The organism is Mesorhizobium sp. M7A.F.Ca.MR.176.00.0.0 (assembly GCF_004023165.1).
Lineage (GTDB): Bacteria > Pseudomonadota > Alphaproteobacteria > Rhizobiales > Rhizobiaceae > Mesorhizobium.
In genome coordinates this window covers 17848-34321 of record NZ_RZTC01000049.1, presented here as the reverse complement: position 1 = coordinate 34321, position 16474 = coordinate 17848, and the positions used below count along the sequence as shown (strand labels likewise).

Genomic DNA, 16474 nt, shown 5'->3' with positions numbered 1-16474 from the left:
CTTGCCCCGGCACATCAGGATTTGCCTTGGCTCGCCCCCGGCGCTATTGTCCGCGCCGATCGAAGGAGAATGCACCATGCGCGGCAAAATCGCCGAATCCCTGAAGAGCGCGATGAAGGCGCAGGACAAGCACCGGCTGCCGACATTGCGGCTGATCCAGGCGGCTATTCACGACCGCGACATCGCCAATCGCGGTTCGGGCAAGGAGCCGGCCAGCGACGAGGAGATCCTGCAGATCCTGGCCAAGATGGTGAAGCAGCGCGAGGAATCGGCCAAAGCCTTCGACGACGGCAAGCGGCCGGAACTCGCCGCGCAGGAGCGCGGCGAGATGGAGATCATCCGCACCTTTCTGCCGACGCAGTTGGACGATGCGGCGGTGACGGCTGCGGCGCGCGAGGCGATCGCCGCGACCGGTGCGGCCAGCCAGAAGGACATGGGCAAGGTGATTGCCGCGCTGAAGCAGAGCTATGCCGGCCAGATGGATTTCGGCAAGGCGAGCGGCATCGTCAAGGGCCTGCTGCAGTAGGATGCTGCTCATCTCGTCGCTTGGGTGGCCGACCGGGCGCTCCCGGAACCCAGATCCGTCCGGAATCGAAGTCCAGGAGTTGGAACTCGGATACCGCTGAGATGTTTATCCGTCATGCAACTGGAGAGATGTCATGACTGAGAACGAAACCCGCTATGAAACCGGTGCGACGAAATATCCGGCAAAGACCGATGCCGACGCTTCCGATGAATTCTCCCAGGATGCGGCCGCCAACAAGAAGCCCGTCGGCGGCATCGGGCTCACCCGCCGGATGGGCGAAGTGGAAGACCGAACCCGCCAGTCGGAGGGACAAAACCCGCCAAGGCAAGTCACGCCGAGCGCCGCAACCGAAAAGACGTCCGGGGCCGGCCCCGCTATCGCGGAGCGTTCAAAGGACGCCAAGGCTCCGAAGAGCGGCCGCCAGCCTGGAGCGTATGTCAAGAAGTGATCGCTGGACGGGACCCGAGAGGTCCTGGCGTTGCCACTTGCGCCTTTCGCGACTGGTTGGTGGGTGTCTGTCCGGCGGGCCTCCTCGGCTCCAATGCACGGCGCAATGTCGGCGCTTCCTGCTGGATATGATCCCACAGCCGGTTGGCGATCGGCCCATGCGGCCGGTCGCGGCGCCGCGCCACCACCAGTTCGTCGGTGCGGCCCGGCAGATGGCGGCCGGCAATGGATTGCAGGCGCCCGTCATGCAGCTCTTCCTCGATCAGGAAGCGGGGCAGGTGGCCCCAGCCAAGGCCCTGCAGGATGATCTCCTTCTTCATGCCCTGGTCGGCGACGAGGCATTGCGGCGCGCCTTCGATCAGCGAATAGTTTTGTTGTGGCGAATGGCGGGCGCTGTCGCGCATGACGCATTGGGTGAGTGCCTGCATCTGGTCCAGAGTGATCGGCTGCTCGATACGCCCGGGCAGAAAGCCCGGCGCCACCACGGGAATGAAGGACACCTTGCACAGATCGACCCATTCCACCCGCGCATCGCCCTTGTCGACCCAGTGCAGGATCAGATCGGCTTCGTCATCGAATAGACGCTCCCATGGGCCGCCCACCGCTTCAAAATGCAGATGCAGGCGCGTGCCGGGGCACTGTGCGAAGAACCGCCCGAGCATGCCCAGCACATGCGGGCGCGGGCACAGGTCGCCTATCACCACGTGGATCTCGCTTTCCTCACCCATCGCCAACTGGGCGGCATGGACGCGCAAACCGTCCAACTCGCGCAGCAGCGATAGCGCTCGGCGGTGGAACGAAAGCCCGGCCTCGGTCGGACGCACGCGATAGCCGCTGCGGTCCAAAAGGATGAGGCCGAGCTGTCGTTCCAGCTTGGCGACGGCGGCGAACACCGCCGGGTGCGAGCGATACAGCATGGCCGCCGCAGGTTGAAAACCGCCGGTGCGGACCACTGCATCGAAGCATTGCAGGTCGTGCAGGGTGAATTCGGCCATGTCAGTTTTTATTACAGAGATTGTTCTATCTTTGTAATATCAACAAAATTGCTCCACGGCTAGGGTCTGTCTCGTTCAACGTTCCAGAAGGAATCTTCATCATGAATGAGCTGAATTTCGCCACGACGGGCGACGGCACGCGCATCGCCTACCGCTTCGATGGCGAGGCAAGCAAGCCGGTGCTGGTGCTGTCGAATTCCATCGGCACCACGCTGCACATGTGGGACAGGCAGATCGGCGAATTGTCGAAGCATTTCCGTGTCCTGCGCTACGATTTTCGCGGCCATGGCGGATCGAGCGTTCCCGTCGGCGCCTACTCGCTCGACCGGCTTGGCCGCGACGTCATCGAGCTGCTCGACGCGCTCGACCTGCAACGCGTACATTTCCTTGGCCTGTCGCTCGGCGGGTTCGTCGCGCAGTGGCTCGGCATCCACGCGCCCGAGCGGATCGACCGGCTGATCCTGAGCAACACCTCGTCCCATCTCTCGCCGGCAAGCTATTTCGACGAGCGGATTGCCGCGGTGCGGCAGGCACCGGACATGTCGGAAACCGCCGAGACGTTCCTGAGCAACTGGTTCCCCACGTCGATGGTTGCCGCCAACGAGCCGGTGGTCGAAGAGTTTCGCACCATGCTGCTGGCTATCGACCGGCAAGGTCTGGCGGGTCTGTTCGCAGCGGTTCGCGACGCCGATCTTCGCCGCACCGTAGCACTGATACCGCGGCCGACGCTGGTGATCGCCGGTCGGCACGACACGGTGACAGCAGCCAGCCACGGTGAGATGATTGCCGCGACGGTGCCCGGCGCGAAGCTCATAGTGCTGCCCGCGGTCCATCTGTCGAACATCGAATATCCGGCAGAGTTCATCCAGGCTGTGGTCGATTTCCTGCGCTGAACTGGAGCGCGACGGAAAGGCGTCCGGCACCAGTCCGGCGGTCGCCGAAACGTTCAAAGGACGTATTGGTTCAGAAGGCGGGGCGGCGGCCTCGGTCAACGTGAGCGCGTGGGTGAACCGAGCCATCTGGCGAAAAGCTTATTCAACGCCTTCGGAACGATCCCGTCACCTTGCCATTATCAGCACGAGAGCCGGCTCGGACAGGCAAGCGCCGTGACCCGACCTTAGAGGCGGCCAATGACTTTCGAGCGCCAACACGAACACGCCGGAGGAAGCGATGACTGGACGCAAAACCCATGATCAACAAATTCGCATCATTGAAGAGCGGGAAAACACAAAGAATGCCGGCAAGGATTTCGATTCAGAGGCGGATCTGAAACGATCAGCGGCGGAACGCGAAGCGCTGCGCAAAGGGTCGGACATGAGAACCGACACACCGGACCTCGTCGATCCGGACGACCGCAACATCCTTCGCGGCAAAAATCAGGAAAGCGTCCATCACAAAAATCGTCCTGACGACTAGATGAGCACCGATCCTGGAACATTTGTCATAGATTGGAGGCAGCCCATGGCACGCGGGAGCAAGAAACACATCGGAGCAGGTTCGCAGGGAAAGGGTTCTGGCACAGGCGCCATGACCGTAACGCCAAAGGACAAGCTTGAAGAAAACAAGGTTCTGTCCAATCGCGACAAGGCGCAGCATTCCAAAGAACGCGGTTTGGACTCCAGGCAGGTCGCGACCGAGCAGCATCAGGATCATGCCGCCAACCGCTTGCGGGACTGACACTTGACAGGGCGTCAGCCTCGGCACGGCTGCCTAGAAACCCGTCAGATTCGATGCCGACGCTATTTGACTCCGAGGCTTTCGGGCCAGAGCGCCTGGATTTCGTTCGGCAGGGCATCGCGCACCTTGGCCGACTGGCCCAGATCAATATGCCGTGCAAGAACTCGGAACACCGAGCGTGCCGCCTCCTCGGGATCGACGGGGCGGAGATTTCAATTCCTCGCCGATGTGCTGCGAGAAGTTTTCAAGAGAGCGCGTTTTGTCCGACTCGGCTGCGGGCCGGTAGTGCTCGTAATAAGCGCCGCGCACCAGGAGCGGCAGTTCCGCCCCAAGTTTGGCCGCAAGCCCGATCTGCAGCCTGTCCCTTACGGTCCGCAAGACCGCGCCCAATATGTGCCATGCAATCCGCCGATCCGGACCATGATCGTCCATGATCTCGTCGAGCCAGATGTTGGTTGTCTGCAGCGTCCTGTCAAAAACATCCAAACCGGTAGCGCTCATCATCGCCTCCTCATCAAATTCATGTCTGGTTTCGAAACGATGCTCGGGGACAATCGTTTCGCTATCTGTCGACAAAATTGGCTCGGTCTGTGATCCGGCTCTTCTCCGGGATCACGGAACGGCTCTTGGTTGCGCTGGAACCCCTTCCGAAGCAGTTCGTTCCTTGGGTGGGCGGCTTTGAGGAGTTGGTTGGGTGGGGGAGCGCGTCCCGCAACAGGTTTTTTGCGATGCCTGCAAGGAAGACAAAAACCGATGAAGGCGAGAACCGGCAGCAACTCCTGCAGATGATGACCACGGAGCATTTGGTGCTGGGGACCGCCAGGGCGGCGACGATTCAGGAGGCGAATCAGCGCGCAAATTTGTTCCTGACTTCGGTATCCAGCGCCACGATCGCCCTTGCCTTCGTCGCCCAGGTGACAAGGATGGGGCTTCCTTTCATGCTGTTCAGCCTGATCCTGTTGCCATGCCTCTACTTCATCGGGCTGGTGACATTCGTCAGGGCTGTGCAGGTGGCCATCGAAGACATGGTCCACGCCCGTGGCATGGCGCGCATCAGGCACTACTACACCGAGCTTACTCCCTCGATGGCGCGCTACCTGGTTCACTCCACTCATGACAACCAAACGGCTCTGCTGGCCGATGTCGGCCTCAAGCCAAGGCCCTGGCAAGCGTTCGCCGGAACCGCAGGGATGGTGAATGTCGTCAACGGTGCCATCGCCGGTGTCTTTGCCGGGGTGATGCTCAAGGTTGTCATTGGCTCGACAGTCAGTCTCGCCGTGACTGTCGGCATTCTAGCCTTTGCGGTGAGCAATTGGTGCCTCTGGCAACATCACACGCGCAGTTGGGCAAGCGCGGAACACAAGCTGAAGGTGTTGTTTCCGAACGTGCCGGACAGCGACGGCGACGCGCGGATCGGATAACCCGTTCCAGAGGGACGGCAGAAGCACCAACTCGCTAGGCGGAAACCTCAAGCACGATCTTGCCACGCACATGCTCATTTTCCAGCCGTTCTTCCGCTTTGGCGACCTCTCCAAGAGGGTAGGTGGCTTGCACGAAGGGGGTGACCTTGCCGGCCTCGATGAGGCGGCCGATCTCGGCAAGATGCGCCGCATTCGGTTCGGCCAGATAGGAGACGCCACGCGCCCGGCGCAAGTTTGCCTTTTCCTGCGACGGTTCGGAAAGAGTGGAAACGAGCGTCCCGCCAGGTTTGAGCACCTCCCAGGAGCGGTCCTGCGTGTCGCCCGCGACAAGGTCGAACACCAGGTCGACCGCATCGACGACCTCTTCGAAACGCTGGTTCTTGTAGTCGACCGTCTGATCGGCGCCGAGCTCACGCACGAAAACCACGTCCTCGGCGGAAACGGTTGTCGCGACGAACGCGCCCGCGGCCTTGGCGAACTGGATCGCCAGATGACCGACGCCGCCGGCGCCGCCATGGATGAGAACCCGTTGCCCGGATTTGAGGCCGCCATGGTCGAACAGGCCCTGCCATGCAGTGATGCCGGCAAGCGGCACCGCCGCGGCTTCGACATGGCTTAGACGATCCGGTTTCGCAGCCGCCTCCGTCGCCTTGACCACGACATATTCGGCATTGCCGCCGCGGTCATGACCAAGCATCGCAAATAACGAGTCGCCCTTCTTCAACGTATGCGCCCGCGTGCCGCATATTTCCACCGTGCCGGACACGTCGCGCCCGAGCGTGACCGGCAGGGTTTCGCTCGTCGAACCTTCGCGGATCTTGTAGTCGATCGGATTGACGCTCGCGGCGCGAACCCTGAGCACAACCTCGTCGTCAAGCGGTTGAGGCAAGGGGACTTGATCGATCGAAACAACCTCAGGTCCGCCAAAAGCATGGATGCGGGCTGCTTTCATGTCGGCATATCTCCTGTTGTTTGGCTGTCGGCGACGGTGTCTGCTGGGCTGTCGTCAGCGGCTGTGCAGCCCAGATTGCGAAGGCAGGCACACCGGTTTCCCAGCCGGCCACCGCCGCTGCAAGGTCGCCACTCCTGCTAGGCCGTAGACAGCGTCGGCGGGTTTTGATTCACATGGCGGCAAGGCTACAACCAGACTTGCTGGCTTTCTAACTGGGTAGCAGGCCGTTGGTTCCAACCACCGCAATCGGCTGAACGTGGTGCCGGAAATTCTCTCCTCGGCCAGAGCATTCAACCAGTCTGATCCATCCGGCCCTTATGCACACAGCTGTTTTGAGTAGCGACGCCGAGGAGAGAGGCGGGGGCCGAAGCTGCTGGCGCGCTGACCTTGGAGATCGGATTGAATCATTGCTGGTGGGTCGCAGGGCCGCCGATCAATGCGGTTCGCACGACGAACATAAAGCAGCACGGTCTTAATCAACGCGGCGGCGCTATGCGGACTTCAAGACGCTTCGCAGATCGGCAGCGGCTGTGGCGGCGGTGCCGGATGATCCTTCCTGTATTGGGCGATGATCGGCTCAAGGGTCTTTCTCGGCCAGAATTTCGGTGTGCCGATTTCCTTCAGGCAGGACGCGTTCCAGTAGGCGCCCGGCTGTGAACGGTCGGCTGCGACCGCGGTGATGTCGCGCGATTCCGGGTAGATGTAGAGCGTCGTCGGATTGTCCCTGACCATCGGGATGATCCGCTTGGCATCCGCCGGCGACCAGCTGGTGCAGCCATTGCTGCGACCGCCGGCATAGTCCACCAGCTTGCCGAACGGCACGAAGCCGTCATGGTCGGCGTGCGAGCTGTTCGGGTTTTTGCGCAGGCATAGGCCATGCAGCACCTGGGCAGCGTGACCGCCGATCGCCCGCTGCCTGGCGTTCGCGGCTTCGCCTTCGCCGTCGAACTGGATGAAGGTGCGCTGGAAAATCGCGTCCTGCTTCGCGCCGGTGCGGTAGTAGCCTTTGAACGAGGTTTTCGCCTCTCTGGTCATATAGGCCCCGCCGGCCGTCAACGATGAATCCATCGCATTGCCGAAGTTTCTAGCGCACCGCTTGCCGTTCGAAAAATCGACAACACCTTTCAAATTCCGGCCGCTGCCATGACCCGACGAAATCGCGCGAAATGATTGGCTGGCCTCGCAGATGACGTAATAGCGACGGCCGAGCACGCCATTGCCCAGATCGCTGGGGCGTGTGGCATCCATGGCGAAGTAGCAGGGGTTCTTGACAGCGCCTTGCGCGACCTTCTTCAGGTAAAGCGCGCGGGCTCGTTCGAGGACAATTTGCGAGATCTGGCCGTCGCTGTCGCCGACATGAGCCTGCAGCCAGGCTGGAACGGCAGATGGTGCGGCAAAGGATCGGGCCGATACCGCCACGGCGATGACGACGAGAAGGCTGGCGACGACACCCAGAGGAACAGATCTCAACCGCACCGGATCAATTCTCCTTGTCGAAGCGAATGGCGATTTCTTGCGGCATTGCCGCGAGAATCGATCATAGATGGCCTCGCATTATCAGGCGAAACACATCTTGTTTAGCGTACCCGCATGAAGGGCCGTAAAGCAGGTCGATGCATGCAAACGGCCTACGCCGACATGCTGGCTCCAGGCTTGTGGCGGACGTCTTCGCATCCTTGCAGGGCAACGAACTCGGGTTGGCGGGTCCCTTCGGAGCCCTCGGCGCGTTGGCTGACGGAGCATCAAACGAAAACCCGCCTGTGCGGCGGGTCATTGGCGCAAATCAGCACCATGGACAAATATGTACCATAGCTGAGGGCAGGAAATCAAGAAAAAATTCCTATCGTGAAGAGCCACGAGTCCGGAGCCTGATCCCTGGAGGTCCGCGATTTTCGATCCGCAGGGATTGAGCTATCATCTGATTCTGGCGCGGCCCACGCCACCTCCCTCCGCCGGGAAAGCATCGTTCATGCAGGGCGCTATCCAATCACCGAACCGACTGTTCGAGCACTTGGCATAAGGAGGGGTTGCAAAAACGGCTCGCACCAGGAGGTTTTGCGATGAAGTTGTCCGCGCCCATCTACCATCTCAAGCGTCAAGCCAGGCTTTTGTCTCGCGAGGGCAAGATTGCGCTGCACCAAGCGCTCGACCGTGTTGCAGCACAGGAAGGGTTCACCAGCTGGAGCCTGCTTGCAGCCAAGGCAGCCGAGGCGGCGCCCGCCGGCATGCTGTTTGCGCAACTTGCGCCCGGCGACCTGGTTCTGGTCGGTGCGCGACCCGGAAACGGCAAGACGCTGATGAGCCTCGAACTCGCGGTCGAATCCATGAAATCAGGCCATCGCGGTGTGTTCTTTACGCTCGAATATACGCAAAGGGATGTGCTGGACCGGTTTCACGCCATCGGGGCGGACCCGGTGCAGTTCAACGACCAGTTCACATTCGATAATTCCGACGCCATCAGTGCCGCCTACATCGTCAAGGCATTGGGTTCGGCGCCGCGCGGCACGCTGGTGGTGATCGATTATCTGCAACTGCTCGATCAGAAGCGGGAAAACCCGGACCTGATGGCGCAGGTTCGCACGCTGAAGGCCTTTGCCCGCGACAAAGGATTGATCCTCGTCTTCATCTCGCAGATCGATCGGTCATACGATCCGGCGAAGAAGCCATGTCCCGATATCGGCGATGTGCGGTTACCGAACCCTCTGGACCTGTCGCTGTTCGACAAGACCTGCTTCCTGAACAAGGGCGAAATCCGGTTCCAGGCGGCAGGCTGACGATCAGGTCAGCCTGCCTTCATTGGGCCGCTGCCGGCAGATTCAGAGGCTGCGCAACCGATGCCGAACCGTGCTGCGCGCGCAATGCTTCGGCTGCCTGGCGAACCACTTCGGATATAAGCAGCAGCTGTTTGGCGATCGGGCTTGTCTTGCGCCAGATCATGCCGATCGTCCGCGACGGTTGGGGGTTGGCGAAGTGGGCGATAGAGACCGCCGCCGAGCGCGTCTCCACCGGCACGGCCATTTCGGGGATCAAGGTGACGCCGACGCCGGCGCCGACCATCTGCACCAGGGTCGACAGCGAGCTGCCGTCCAGCAACTCGCGCGGCCGTGCCGAATGCATGTTGCAGAACGACAGCGCCTGGTCGCGAAAACAATGGCCTTCCTCGAGCAGGAGCAGCCGCATCTCGCGCAACATTTCGCGGTTGGGCACCGGCTTTCCCTCATCCTCGCCGGGTCGGACCAGCACGAAGTTCTCGGCAAACAGCACGATTTCCGTCAGCGACGCTTCCGATACCGGCAAGGCGACGATGGCGGCATCGAGCCGCCCGTCGGCCAGTTCCTGGATCAGCTTCTGCGTCTGCGTTTCGCGCACATGGATATCGAGCCCGTCATGCATGCGGGCGAGGTTGCCGATGATGGCAGGCAAAAGGTAGGGTGCGATCGTCGGGATCACCCCGATGCGCAACCGTCCCACCAGCCGGTCGCGCGAGGCGCGGGCCAGATCTGTCAGCTCATCCACCGAGCGCAGGATGTCGCGAACGCGCAAGGCGAATTCCTCGCCGAAATTGGTCAGCCGGACCTGGCGTGGCCCTCTTTGGAAAAGCTCCGTGCCAAGCGTTTCCTCCAACTCCCGGATCTGCACCGAGATCGCGGGCTGCGAGATCGCGCAGGCATCGGCGGCACGGCCGAAATGATTGTGCCGCGCCAGCGCCTCGAAATAACGCAACTGCTTCAGCGTCAGGTTTGTCATAATGTCATCTTATCGCTGTAATCAGGAAATCCAACTTAAATTAATGAAGCGGCTTTGCTATAGGAGTCGCAACGAAGATGAGGAGCAGCCGGGACCGCCTGGTGAGGCGCATGCCCGCGGCAACAGGACATCCAACATATTCGGTCGCGTATCGGGCATATGGTCATCGCGCCAGCCATGAAACGGACCACCTCCAGGGACATCCAACGTCCCTGTTCACGCAGCAGTTGAACAGTTCAACACAGCCACGATCGGAGAAGAACATGGACGCACAGACCGATGATCCCAGCGCCGGCAAATGCCCCGTTGCGCACGGATCCTCCAGCAGGAGCAACCGTGACTGGTGGCCCAACCAACTCGATCTCGGCGTTCTCCATCAGCAATCGAACCTTTCGGATCCGATGGGCGAAGAGTTCGACTATGCCGAGGAATTCAAGTCGCTCGATCTCGATGCGGTGATCAAGGACCTGCACCAGGTGATGACGGATTCGCAGGAGTGGTGGCCGGCCGACTTCGGCCACTATGGGCCGCTGTTCATCCGCATGGCCTGGCACAGTGCCGGCACCTACCGCATCGGCGATGGCCGTGGCGGCGCCGGGGCCGGCCAGCAGCGTTTTGCTCCGCTCAACAGCTGGCCGGACAATGCCAATCTCGACAAGGCGCGCCGGCTGCTGTGGCCGGTCAAGCAGAAATATGGCCGCAAGATCTCCTGGGCCGACCTGCTGATCCTCACCGGCAACGTCGCGCTGGAATCGATGGGCTTCAAGACCTTCGGTTTTGCTGGCGGCCGCGCCGACGTCTGGGAACCCGAACAGGACGTCGATTGGGGTTCGGAAACCAAGTGGCTCGACGACAAGCGCTACTCCGGCGACCGCGAACTCCAGGGCCATCTCGGCGCCGTCCAGATGGGACTGATCTACGTCAATCCGGAAGGGCCGAACGGCAGACCGGATCCGCTGGCCTCGGCACGCGACATCCGCGAGACCTTCGCGCGCATGGCCATGAACGACGAGGAGACCGTGGCGCTGATCGCTGGCGGTCACACCTTCGGCAAGACGCACGGCGCCGGCGATGCCTCGCTGGTGGGCGCGGAGCCGGAAGGCGCCGGCATCGAGGCGCAGGGCCTTGGCTGGTCGAGCAAGCACGCCTCCGGCATTGCAGGCGACGCCATCACCTCGGGCCTCGAGGTGACCTGGACCACGACGCCGACCAAGTGGAGCAACAACTTCTTCGACAATCTGTTCAACTTCGAATGGGAGCTGACCACGAGCCCGGCGGGAGCGCATCAGTGGACGCCGAAGGGCGGCGCCGGTGCCGGGATCGTGCCGGATGCCCACGATCCGTCCAAGCGCCGCGCGCCTGCCATGCTGACCACCGATCTCGCACTGCGGGTCGATCCGGCCTACGAGAAGATTTCGAGGCGCTTCCATGAGCATCCGGACCATTTCGCCGACGCGTTCGCCCGGGCCTGGTACAAGCTGACCCATCGCGACATGGGTCCGGTCGTTCGTTATCTCGGTCCGCTCGTGCCGAAGGAAGAGCTGATCTGGCAGGACCCGATCCCGGCGGTCGACCATGAACTGGTCGGCGAGCAGGACATTGCGTCGCTGAAGGCGAAGATCCTCGCATCGGGCCTTTCGGTCTCCGAATTGGTCTCGACTGCGTGGGCCTCGGCCTCGACGTTCCGCAATTCCGACAAGCGCGGTGGTGCCAACGGGGCACGTATCCGACTGGCACCGCAGAAGGATTGGGACGTCAACCAGCCGGCGGAACTGTCGAAGGTGCTGGCGAAGCTGGAAGCCATCCAGACGGAGTTCAACGCGGCACAGACCGGCGGGAGAAAGATCTCGCTGGCCGACCTTATCGTGCTCGGCGGCGTCGCTGCGGTTGAGAAGGCGGCGAAGGACGGCGGTCACGAGACCAAGGTGCCGTTCACGCCGGGCCGCATGGATGCTTCGCAGGAACAGACGGATGTCCATTCCTTCGCCGCGCTCGAGCCGAAAGTCGATGGCTTCCGCAACTATGTCAGGGGCAAGCAGCCGATGTCGGTCGAAGCCATGCTGGTCGACCGCGCGCAATTGCTGTCGCTGACCGCGCCCGAGATGACGGTTCTGGTCGGCGGTCTGCGCGTGCTCGGCGCCAACACGGCCAGGTCGAAGCACGGCGTGCTCACCGACCGGCCGGGTACGTTGACCAACGACTTCTTCGTCAATCTGCTCAGCATGAACACGGTCTGGGACCCGGCCGCCGGCTCCGACGAAGTCTACGAGGCGCGTGACCGCAAGACCAAGGCGGTCAAGTGGACCGGCACCCGTGCCGACCTGATCTTCGGCTCGCACGCCCAGCTCCGCGCGCTTGCCGAGGTCTACGGGTCGGCGGACGCCAAGGCGAAATTCACCAGGGATTTCGTCGCGGCATGGACCAAGGTGATGAACGCCGACCGCTTCGACATCGCCTGAGATCGCTAAAGGTGATCCGGCGCGGCCGCGCCGGAGTGCCAGTCCTCCCAAGGACCCAACGCCAGGGCCGTGTTTCCAGCGATGGGAGCGCGGCCTTGTCGTAAGAGATTGCGCTTTGGTGGACCGTGCCTTCCTGGGCGAGATCGTTGCGGGGTGATCTCGTCGGATTGAGTTCACCCCCTCATTTCGAACTCGGCGCCGCCTTTGACGCGTCCTTCGAACCTCTCAACCATGCTCATCGGCGCACAGCGCATGATCCGACAGCGCGCGGATGACGTAGCAGTCGCCGACCGTCTGGCCATTGCAGCACGTGGCGATGCGTTCGAGCTCGGCCTCGAGCCGCTTCAACTGGGCAATCTTTTCCCTCACCGAGATCAGTTGCTCCTCGGCGATCTTGTCGGCGTGGCCGCAGGGCTGCTCGGGGTGGCCGCTCAACTCGATCAGGGAGCGGATGTCCTCGACGGCGAAGCCGAGGTCGCGGGCGTGGCGGATGAAGGCCAACCGCTCCAGCTCCTGCCTGGAATAGCGGCGCTGGTTGCCTTCCGAGCGCTCGGGTGCCGCAACAAGGCCCATTTGCTCGTAGTAGCGGATGGTCGGCACCTTGACCCCGGTTCGGCGCGAGAGATCACCGATCGAAAACATGAAATTTTCCTCTTGAAGCTCTAGTGACTAGAGCAATTACAGTGCTGGACATCAGGATTCAAGACCCATGCGGCGACGCCGCGCGGGCAAGGCAGACAGGTAATGTGATGACGGCACCCCTCAAGCTGGAAACAATCGGGCAGACACGGTTCAAGATCGGCGGCATGGACTGCGCCTCCTGTGCGGCCAAGATCGATACGGCTGTGCGTCGCCTCGACGGCGTCGCCGATGTCTCGGTTTCGGTGACCGGCGCCAGCATGACGGTCAGCCACGGCGGCGCGCTGCCGGAAGACAAGGTGCTGCAACAGGTGGCAAGGCTCGGCTATGGCATCGTCAAGGCCGAGGCGCAGGTATCGCCGATCTCAGACAGGGCGCACGCCGATCACGTCCCCAATGACCATGAAGGCCACGATCATGGCCATGCCGAGCCTGGGCAGGCGTGGTGGCGCACCCGCCGGGCAGCTCTGACGCTGGCTTGCGCTGCAGCGCTTCTTGCCGCCTACGGTATCGGCCATCTTCTTCCTGCGGCCGAGCGCTGGGTCTTCCTTGCCGCCCTGCTGGTCGGCCTGGTGCCGATCGCGCGGCGCGCGCTGATGGCGGCATTGGCCGGCACGCCGTTCTCGATCGAGATGCTGATGACCATCGCGGCGATAGGCGCCGTGATGATCGGCGCCACGGAAGAAGCGGCCGCCGTGGTGGTGCTGTTCCTGATCGGCGAACTTCTGGAAGGTGTCGCCGCCGGCCGCGCACGGGCGAGCATCCAGGGGCTTGCCGATCTGGTGCCGAAGACGGCACTGGTCGAGCGGGCGGGCGGCACATCTGAGATTCCCGCCGAAGATCTCGTGGTCGGCGACGTCATCTTGGTGCGGCCGGGCGACCGCATCCCGGCGGATGGCGTGGTCGTCGAGGGGGCGAGCGAAATCGACGAGGCGCCGGTGACCGGCGAGAGCACGCCCAAGCGCAAGGGCGTCGCGGACGCCGTCTTTGCCGGCACCATTAGCACAGACGGCGTGCTCAGGGTTCGCGTGACGGCTGCCGCGTCTGACAACACCATCGCCCGAATCGTGCGGCTTGTGGAGGAGGCGCAGGAAGCCAAGGCACCGACCGAACGCTTCATTGACCGCTTCTCGCGCACCTACACGCCGGCGGTGCTGGCGGTCGGCGCGCTGGTGGCGATGCTGCCGCCGCTGCTCATTGGCGGCGACTGGAACGAATGGATATACAAGGGCCTGGGGATCCTGCTGATCGGTTGCCCCTGCGCGCTCGTCATCTCGACGCCGGCGGCGATCGCCGCAGGTCTTGCGGCCGGCGCGCGGCGCGGACTGCTGATGAAAGGTGGTGCGGTGCTGGAAGGGTTTCGCCGGGTCACGGCGGTGGCCTTCGACAAGACGGGCACGCTGACCGCGGGCAGGCCCGTGGTGACCGACATCATGGCCTATGGCCGCGATGAACGCACCGTGCTGGCGCTGGCGGCGGCGCTCGAGCAGGGTTCCAGCCATCCGCTAGCCATGGCGATCCTCGACAGGGCCAAGGCTGATGGTGCGCCGGTGCCGCCGGCTCTGGCGGCGAAGGCGATCTCGGGCAAAGGTGTCCAGGGCAGCGTCGGTGGTGTCGCCGTCTTCCTCGGCTCCGGTCCGGCGGCGGGCGAACGCGCCGACATGACGCAAGTGCAGCACCTCGCCGTCGACAGCCTCAACGGGCAGGGCAAGACCGTCTCAGTGCTGGTCGCCGACGGCGTGGTGGCAGGACTGATCGCCATGCGCGACGAGCCGCGGCCGGATGCGGCGGCCGGCATTGCGGCGCTGAAGGCCGAGGGCATCCGCACGATCATGCTGACCGGCGACAATCGCCGCACGGCGCAAGCCATCGCCGCTTCGCTCGGCATCGAGGCGCGGGCGGAGCTGTTGCCTCAGGACAAGCAGCGCATCATCGGTGAATTGCAGCGCGAAGGGCTGAAGGTCGCCAAGGTCGGCGATGGCATCAACGACGCACCGGCGATCGCCGCCGCCGACATCGGAATCGCCATGGGCGGCGGCACCGATGTGGCGCTGGAGACGGCGGACGCGGCGATCCTGCATGGCCGCGTCATGGATGTCGCGCGCATGGTAAGACTGTCGCGGGCGGTGATGGCCAATATCGGCCAGAACATCAGCGTTGCGCTCGGGCTGAAGGCGGTGTTCCTGGTCACCACCATTTTGGGCATCACCGGCCTGTGGCCGGCGATCCTGGCCGATACCGGCGCCACCGTGCTGGTCACCGCCAATGCCATGCGCCTGCTGCGCTGGCGCGGGTGAAGTGGTCTATTCCGCCGGAGCCGTCAGCGGCGGCGTGGCGTTGCTGCGCCCTTCCCAGACATAGGATGCCAGCGCCACCGCGACGGCGACCAGCATGGCGATGGCGCCCAGCAGCGGCAGGCTGCGGTAGCCATAGCCGCTGTTCAGCATCGCGGCGCCCAACGACGCGGCCAGCGCGATGCCGACATTGAAGCCGGACGGAATGAGCGACGAGGCGAGGTTCGAGGCGTCCGCCGTCCAGGCCAGGATGCGGGTCTGGATCGGTGTGCCGATGGCGAAGTTGAGGCCGCCCCAGACGACGATCGCCACAACCATCGGCAGGGGATAGGGGCTGACGGCGTAGATGACGGCCAGCGTCACCGCCTGCAAGGCCAGCATGGTGATCAATGACGGCATCAGCTTCCAGTCGGAGAGCTTGCCGCCGAGGAAGACGCCGAGCGTGGCGCCGACGCCGTTGAGCAGCAGCACCCACGGCACCAGGTTCTCGTCGAGCCCGGTGACCTCCAGCAGTGTCGGGGTGATGTAGGTGAACAGGCCGAACTGGCCGATCATCAGCATCAGCATCAGGATCAGCGAAGTCCAGACCTGCTGGCGGGCCAGCACACGGACCTCGCGGGCGAAACCGGCGGGCCTGGCCGATGAGCCGGTGGTGCGCGGCAACAGGGCTGCCATGGCAAGCGTCGCCGCCACGCCGAGCGCGCACATCACCCAGAAGGTGGCGCGCCAGCCCCAGATGTTGCCGATCGCGGTGCCGGCCGGCACGCCGATGACGTTGGAGACGGTGAGGCCAGACAGGATGACGGCGACAGCCATGCCGCGCTGGTCCTCGCGCACGAGACCCACGGCGACGACCATGGCGACGCCGAAATAGGCGCCATGCGCGACCGCCACGGCAATGCGCAACAGTAGCATCGAGGTGAAGTCGGGCGCCAGCGCGCAAGCCGCCTGGCCTATGGTGAAGGCGATGGCGAGGCCGAGCAGCAGGCTCTTGCGCGACAGCGACTTGGTGGCGAGCGCCAGCAGTGGACCGCCGATGGCGATGCCGCAGGCATAGCCGGAGACGAGATAGCCGGCCGAGGGAACCGAGACGCCGAGCCCCTCCGCCACTTGCGGCAGCACGCCGGCAATGACGAATTCAGTGGTGCCGAAAGCAAAGGCGGCAATGAACAGGGCGATGAGCGGAAGCGACATGGGGAAGCCTTAGCTGGAATGGCCTCAAACCACGGATGGGCTTTGCGGGCAATCCAGAAATTTTTGTCGCCGGTTTAGGTTTTCTTCAGTGGGGGCGCGAGGCGATGAAGCGCCAATCTCCCC

15 protein-coding genes and 1 pseudogene are annotated in these 16474 nt (G+C 63.2%); 9 read left to right on the top strand and 7 right to left on the bottom strand.

The window, feature by feature from the left end; translation table 11 throughout:
* Positions 1-76 precede the first annotated feature (76 nt).
* Both EOB59_RS17850 and EOB59_RS17845 read left to right on the top strand, forming a co-directional pair.
* A complete protein-coding gene (locus tag EOB59_RS17850; protein WP_128288912.1) occupies positions 77-526 on the top strand; it encodes a GatB/YqeY domain-containing protein in 450 nt (149 codons plus the stop codon).
* Positions 527-659: 133 nt separating this feature from the next.
* Positions 660-974, top strand: coding sequence for a hypothetical protein (locus EOB59_RS17845; protein WP_127396753.1), 315 nt, complete (start codon positions 660-662; stop codon positions 972-974).
* Here the strand turns inward: EOB59_RS17845 and EOB59_RS17840 are convergent.
* A complete protein-coding gene (locus EOB59_RS17840; RefSeq protein ID WP_128288911.1) occupies positions 964-1968 on the bottom strand; it encodes a LysR family transcriptional regulator in 1005 nt (334 codons plus the stop codon). The two genes, EOB59_RS17845 and EOB59_RS17840, sit on opposite strands and share 11 nt — an antisense overlap.
* 101 nt (positions 1969-2069) lie before the next feature.
* On the opposite strand from EOB59_RS17840, the gene pcaD reads away from it, so the two are divergent.
* From pcaD to EOB59_RS17825, 3 genes are all read left to right on the top strand, one after another.
* The gene (pcaD, locus tag EOB59_RS17835) at positions 2070-2861 is read left to right on the top strand and encodes a 3-oxoadipate enol-lactonase (RefSeq protein WP_128288910.1); all 792 of its coding nucleotides are present in this window, start codon (positions 2070-2072) and stop codon (positions 2859-2861) included.
* Positions 2862-3138: 277 nt separating this feature from the next.
* Positions 3139-3384, top strand: coding sequence for a hypothetical protein (locus EOB59_RS17830; RefSeq protein ID WP_023809680.1), 246 nt, complete (start codon positions 3139-3141; stop codon positions 3382-3384).
* Between the two features lie 45 nt (positions 3385-3429).
* Entirely contained in the window at positions 3430-3645 is a 216-nt protein-coding gene (locus tag EOB59_RS17825) for a hypothetical protein (protein ID WP_013530133.1), read from the top strand.
* Between the two features lie 62 nt (positions 3646-3707).
* On the opposite strand, the pseudogene EOB59_RS17820 reads toward EOB59_RS17825, so the two are convergent.
* Positions 3708-4146 (bottom strand): annotated as a pseudogene (locus tag EOB59_RS17820) (DUF2267 domain-containing protein).
* A gap of 125 nt (positions 4147-4271) precedes the next feature.
* Here EOB59_RS17820 and EOB59_RS17815 point away from each other — a divergent pair.
* Positions 4272-5066, top strand: coding sequence for a hypothetical protein (locus tag EOB59_RS17815; RefSeq protein WP_245486667.1), 795 nt, complete (start codon positions 4272-4274; stop codon positions 5064-5066).
* 34 nt (positions 5067-5100) lie between these two features.
* On the opposite strand, the gene EOB59_RS17810 is transcribed toward EOB59_RS17815, so the two are convergent.
* A complete protein-coding gene (locus tag EOB59_RS17810; RefSeq protein WP_128288909.1) occupies positions 5101-6018 on the bottom strand; it encodes an NADP-dependent oxidoreductase in 918 nt (305 codons plus the stop codon).
* Positions 6019-6519: 501 nt separating this feature from the next.
* Positions 6520-7494, bottom strand: a complete 975-nt coding sequence (locus EOB59_RS17805; protein WP_128288908.1) for a hypothetical protein — start codon at positions 7492-7494, stop codon at positions 6520-6522.
* Positions 7495-8078: 584 nt separating this feature from the next.
* Between EOB59_RS17805 and EOB59_RS17800 the strand changes: the two genes are divergently transcribed.
* On the top strand, positions 8079-8792 hold the full coding sequence (locus EOB59_RS17800; protein ID WP_128288907.1) for a DNA helicase: 714 nt from the start codon (positions 8079-8081) through the stop codon (positions 8790-8792).
* 19 nt (positions 8793-8811) lie between these two features.
* Here the strand turns inward: EOB59_RS17800 and EOB59_RS17795 are convergent, their stop codons facing one another.
* On the bottom strand, positions 8812-9765 hold the full coding sequence (locus tag EOB59_RS17795) for a hydrogen peroxide-inducible genes activator (protein ID WP_127809612.1): 954 nt from the start codon (positions 9763-9765) through the stop codon (positions 8812-8814).
* 263 nt (positions 9766-10028) lie between these two features.
* Between EOB59_RS17795 and katG the strand changes: the two genes are divergently transcribed.
* Positions 10029-12224 (top strand): catalase/peroxidase HPI, encoded by a 2196-nt coding sequence (katG, locus tag EOB59_RS17790; RefSeq protein WP_128288906.1) that lies wholly within the window; start codon positions 10029-10031, stop codon positions 12222-12224.
* 225 nt (positions 12225-12449) lie between these two features.
* On the opposite strand, the gene EOB59_RS17785 is transcribed toward katG, so the two are convergent.
* Entirely contained in the window at positions 12450-12866 is a 417-nt protein-coding gene (locus EOB59_RS17785; protein WP_127321557.1) for a helix-turn-helix domain-containing protein, read from the bottom strand.
* Between the two features lie 107 nt (positions 12867-12973).
* Here EOB59_RS17785 and EOB59_RS17780 point away from each other — a divergent pair, with 107 nt between their 5' ends.
* On the top strand, positions 12974-15160 hold the full coding sequence (locus EOB59_RS17780; RefSeq protein WP_128288905.1) for a heavy metal translocating P-type ATPase: 2187 nt from the start codon (positions 12974-12976) through the stop codon (positions 15158-15160).
* Between the two features lie 6 nt (positions 15161-15166).
* Here EOB59_RS17780 and EOB59_RS17775 read toward each other — a convergent pair whose 3' ends face one another.
* Complete coding sequence (locus EOB59_RS17775; RefSeq protein ID WP_127326287.1) at positions 15167-16351, bottom strand: MFS transporter; 1185 nt, start codon at positions 16349-16351, stop codon at positions 15167-15169.
* Between the last annotated feature and the right edge of the window lie 123 nt (positions 16352-16474).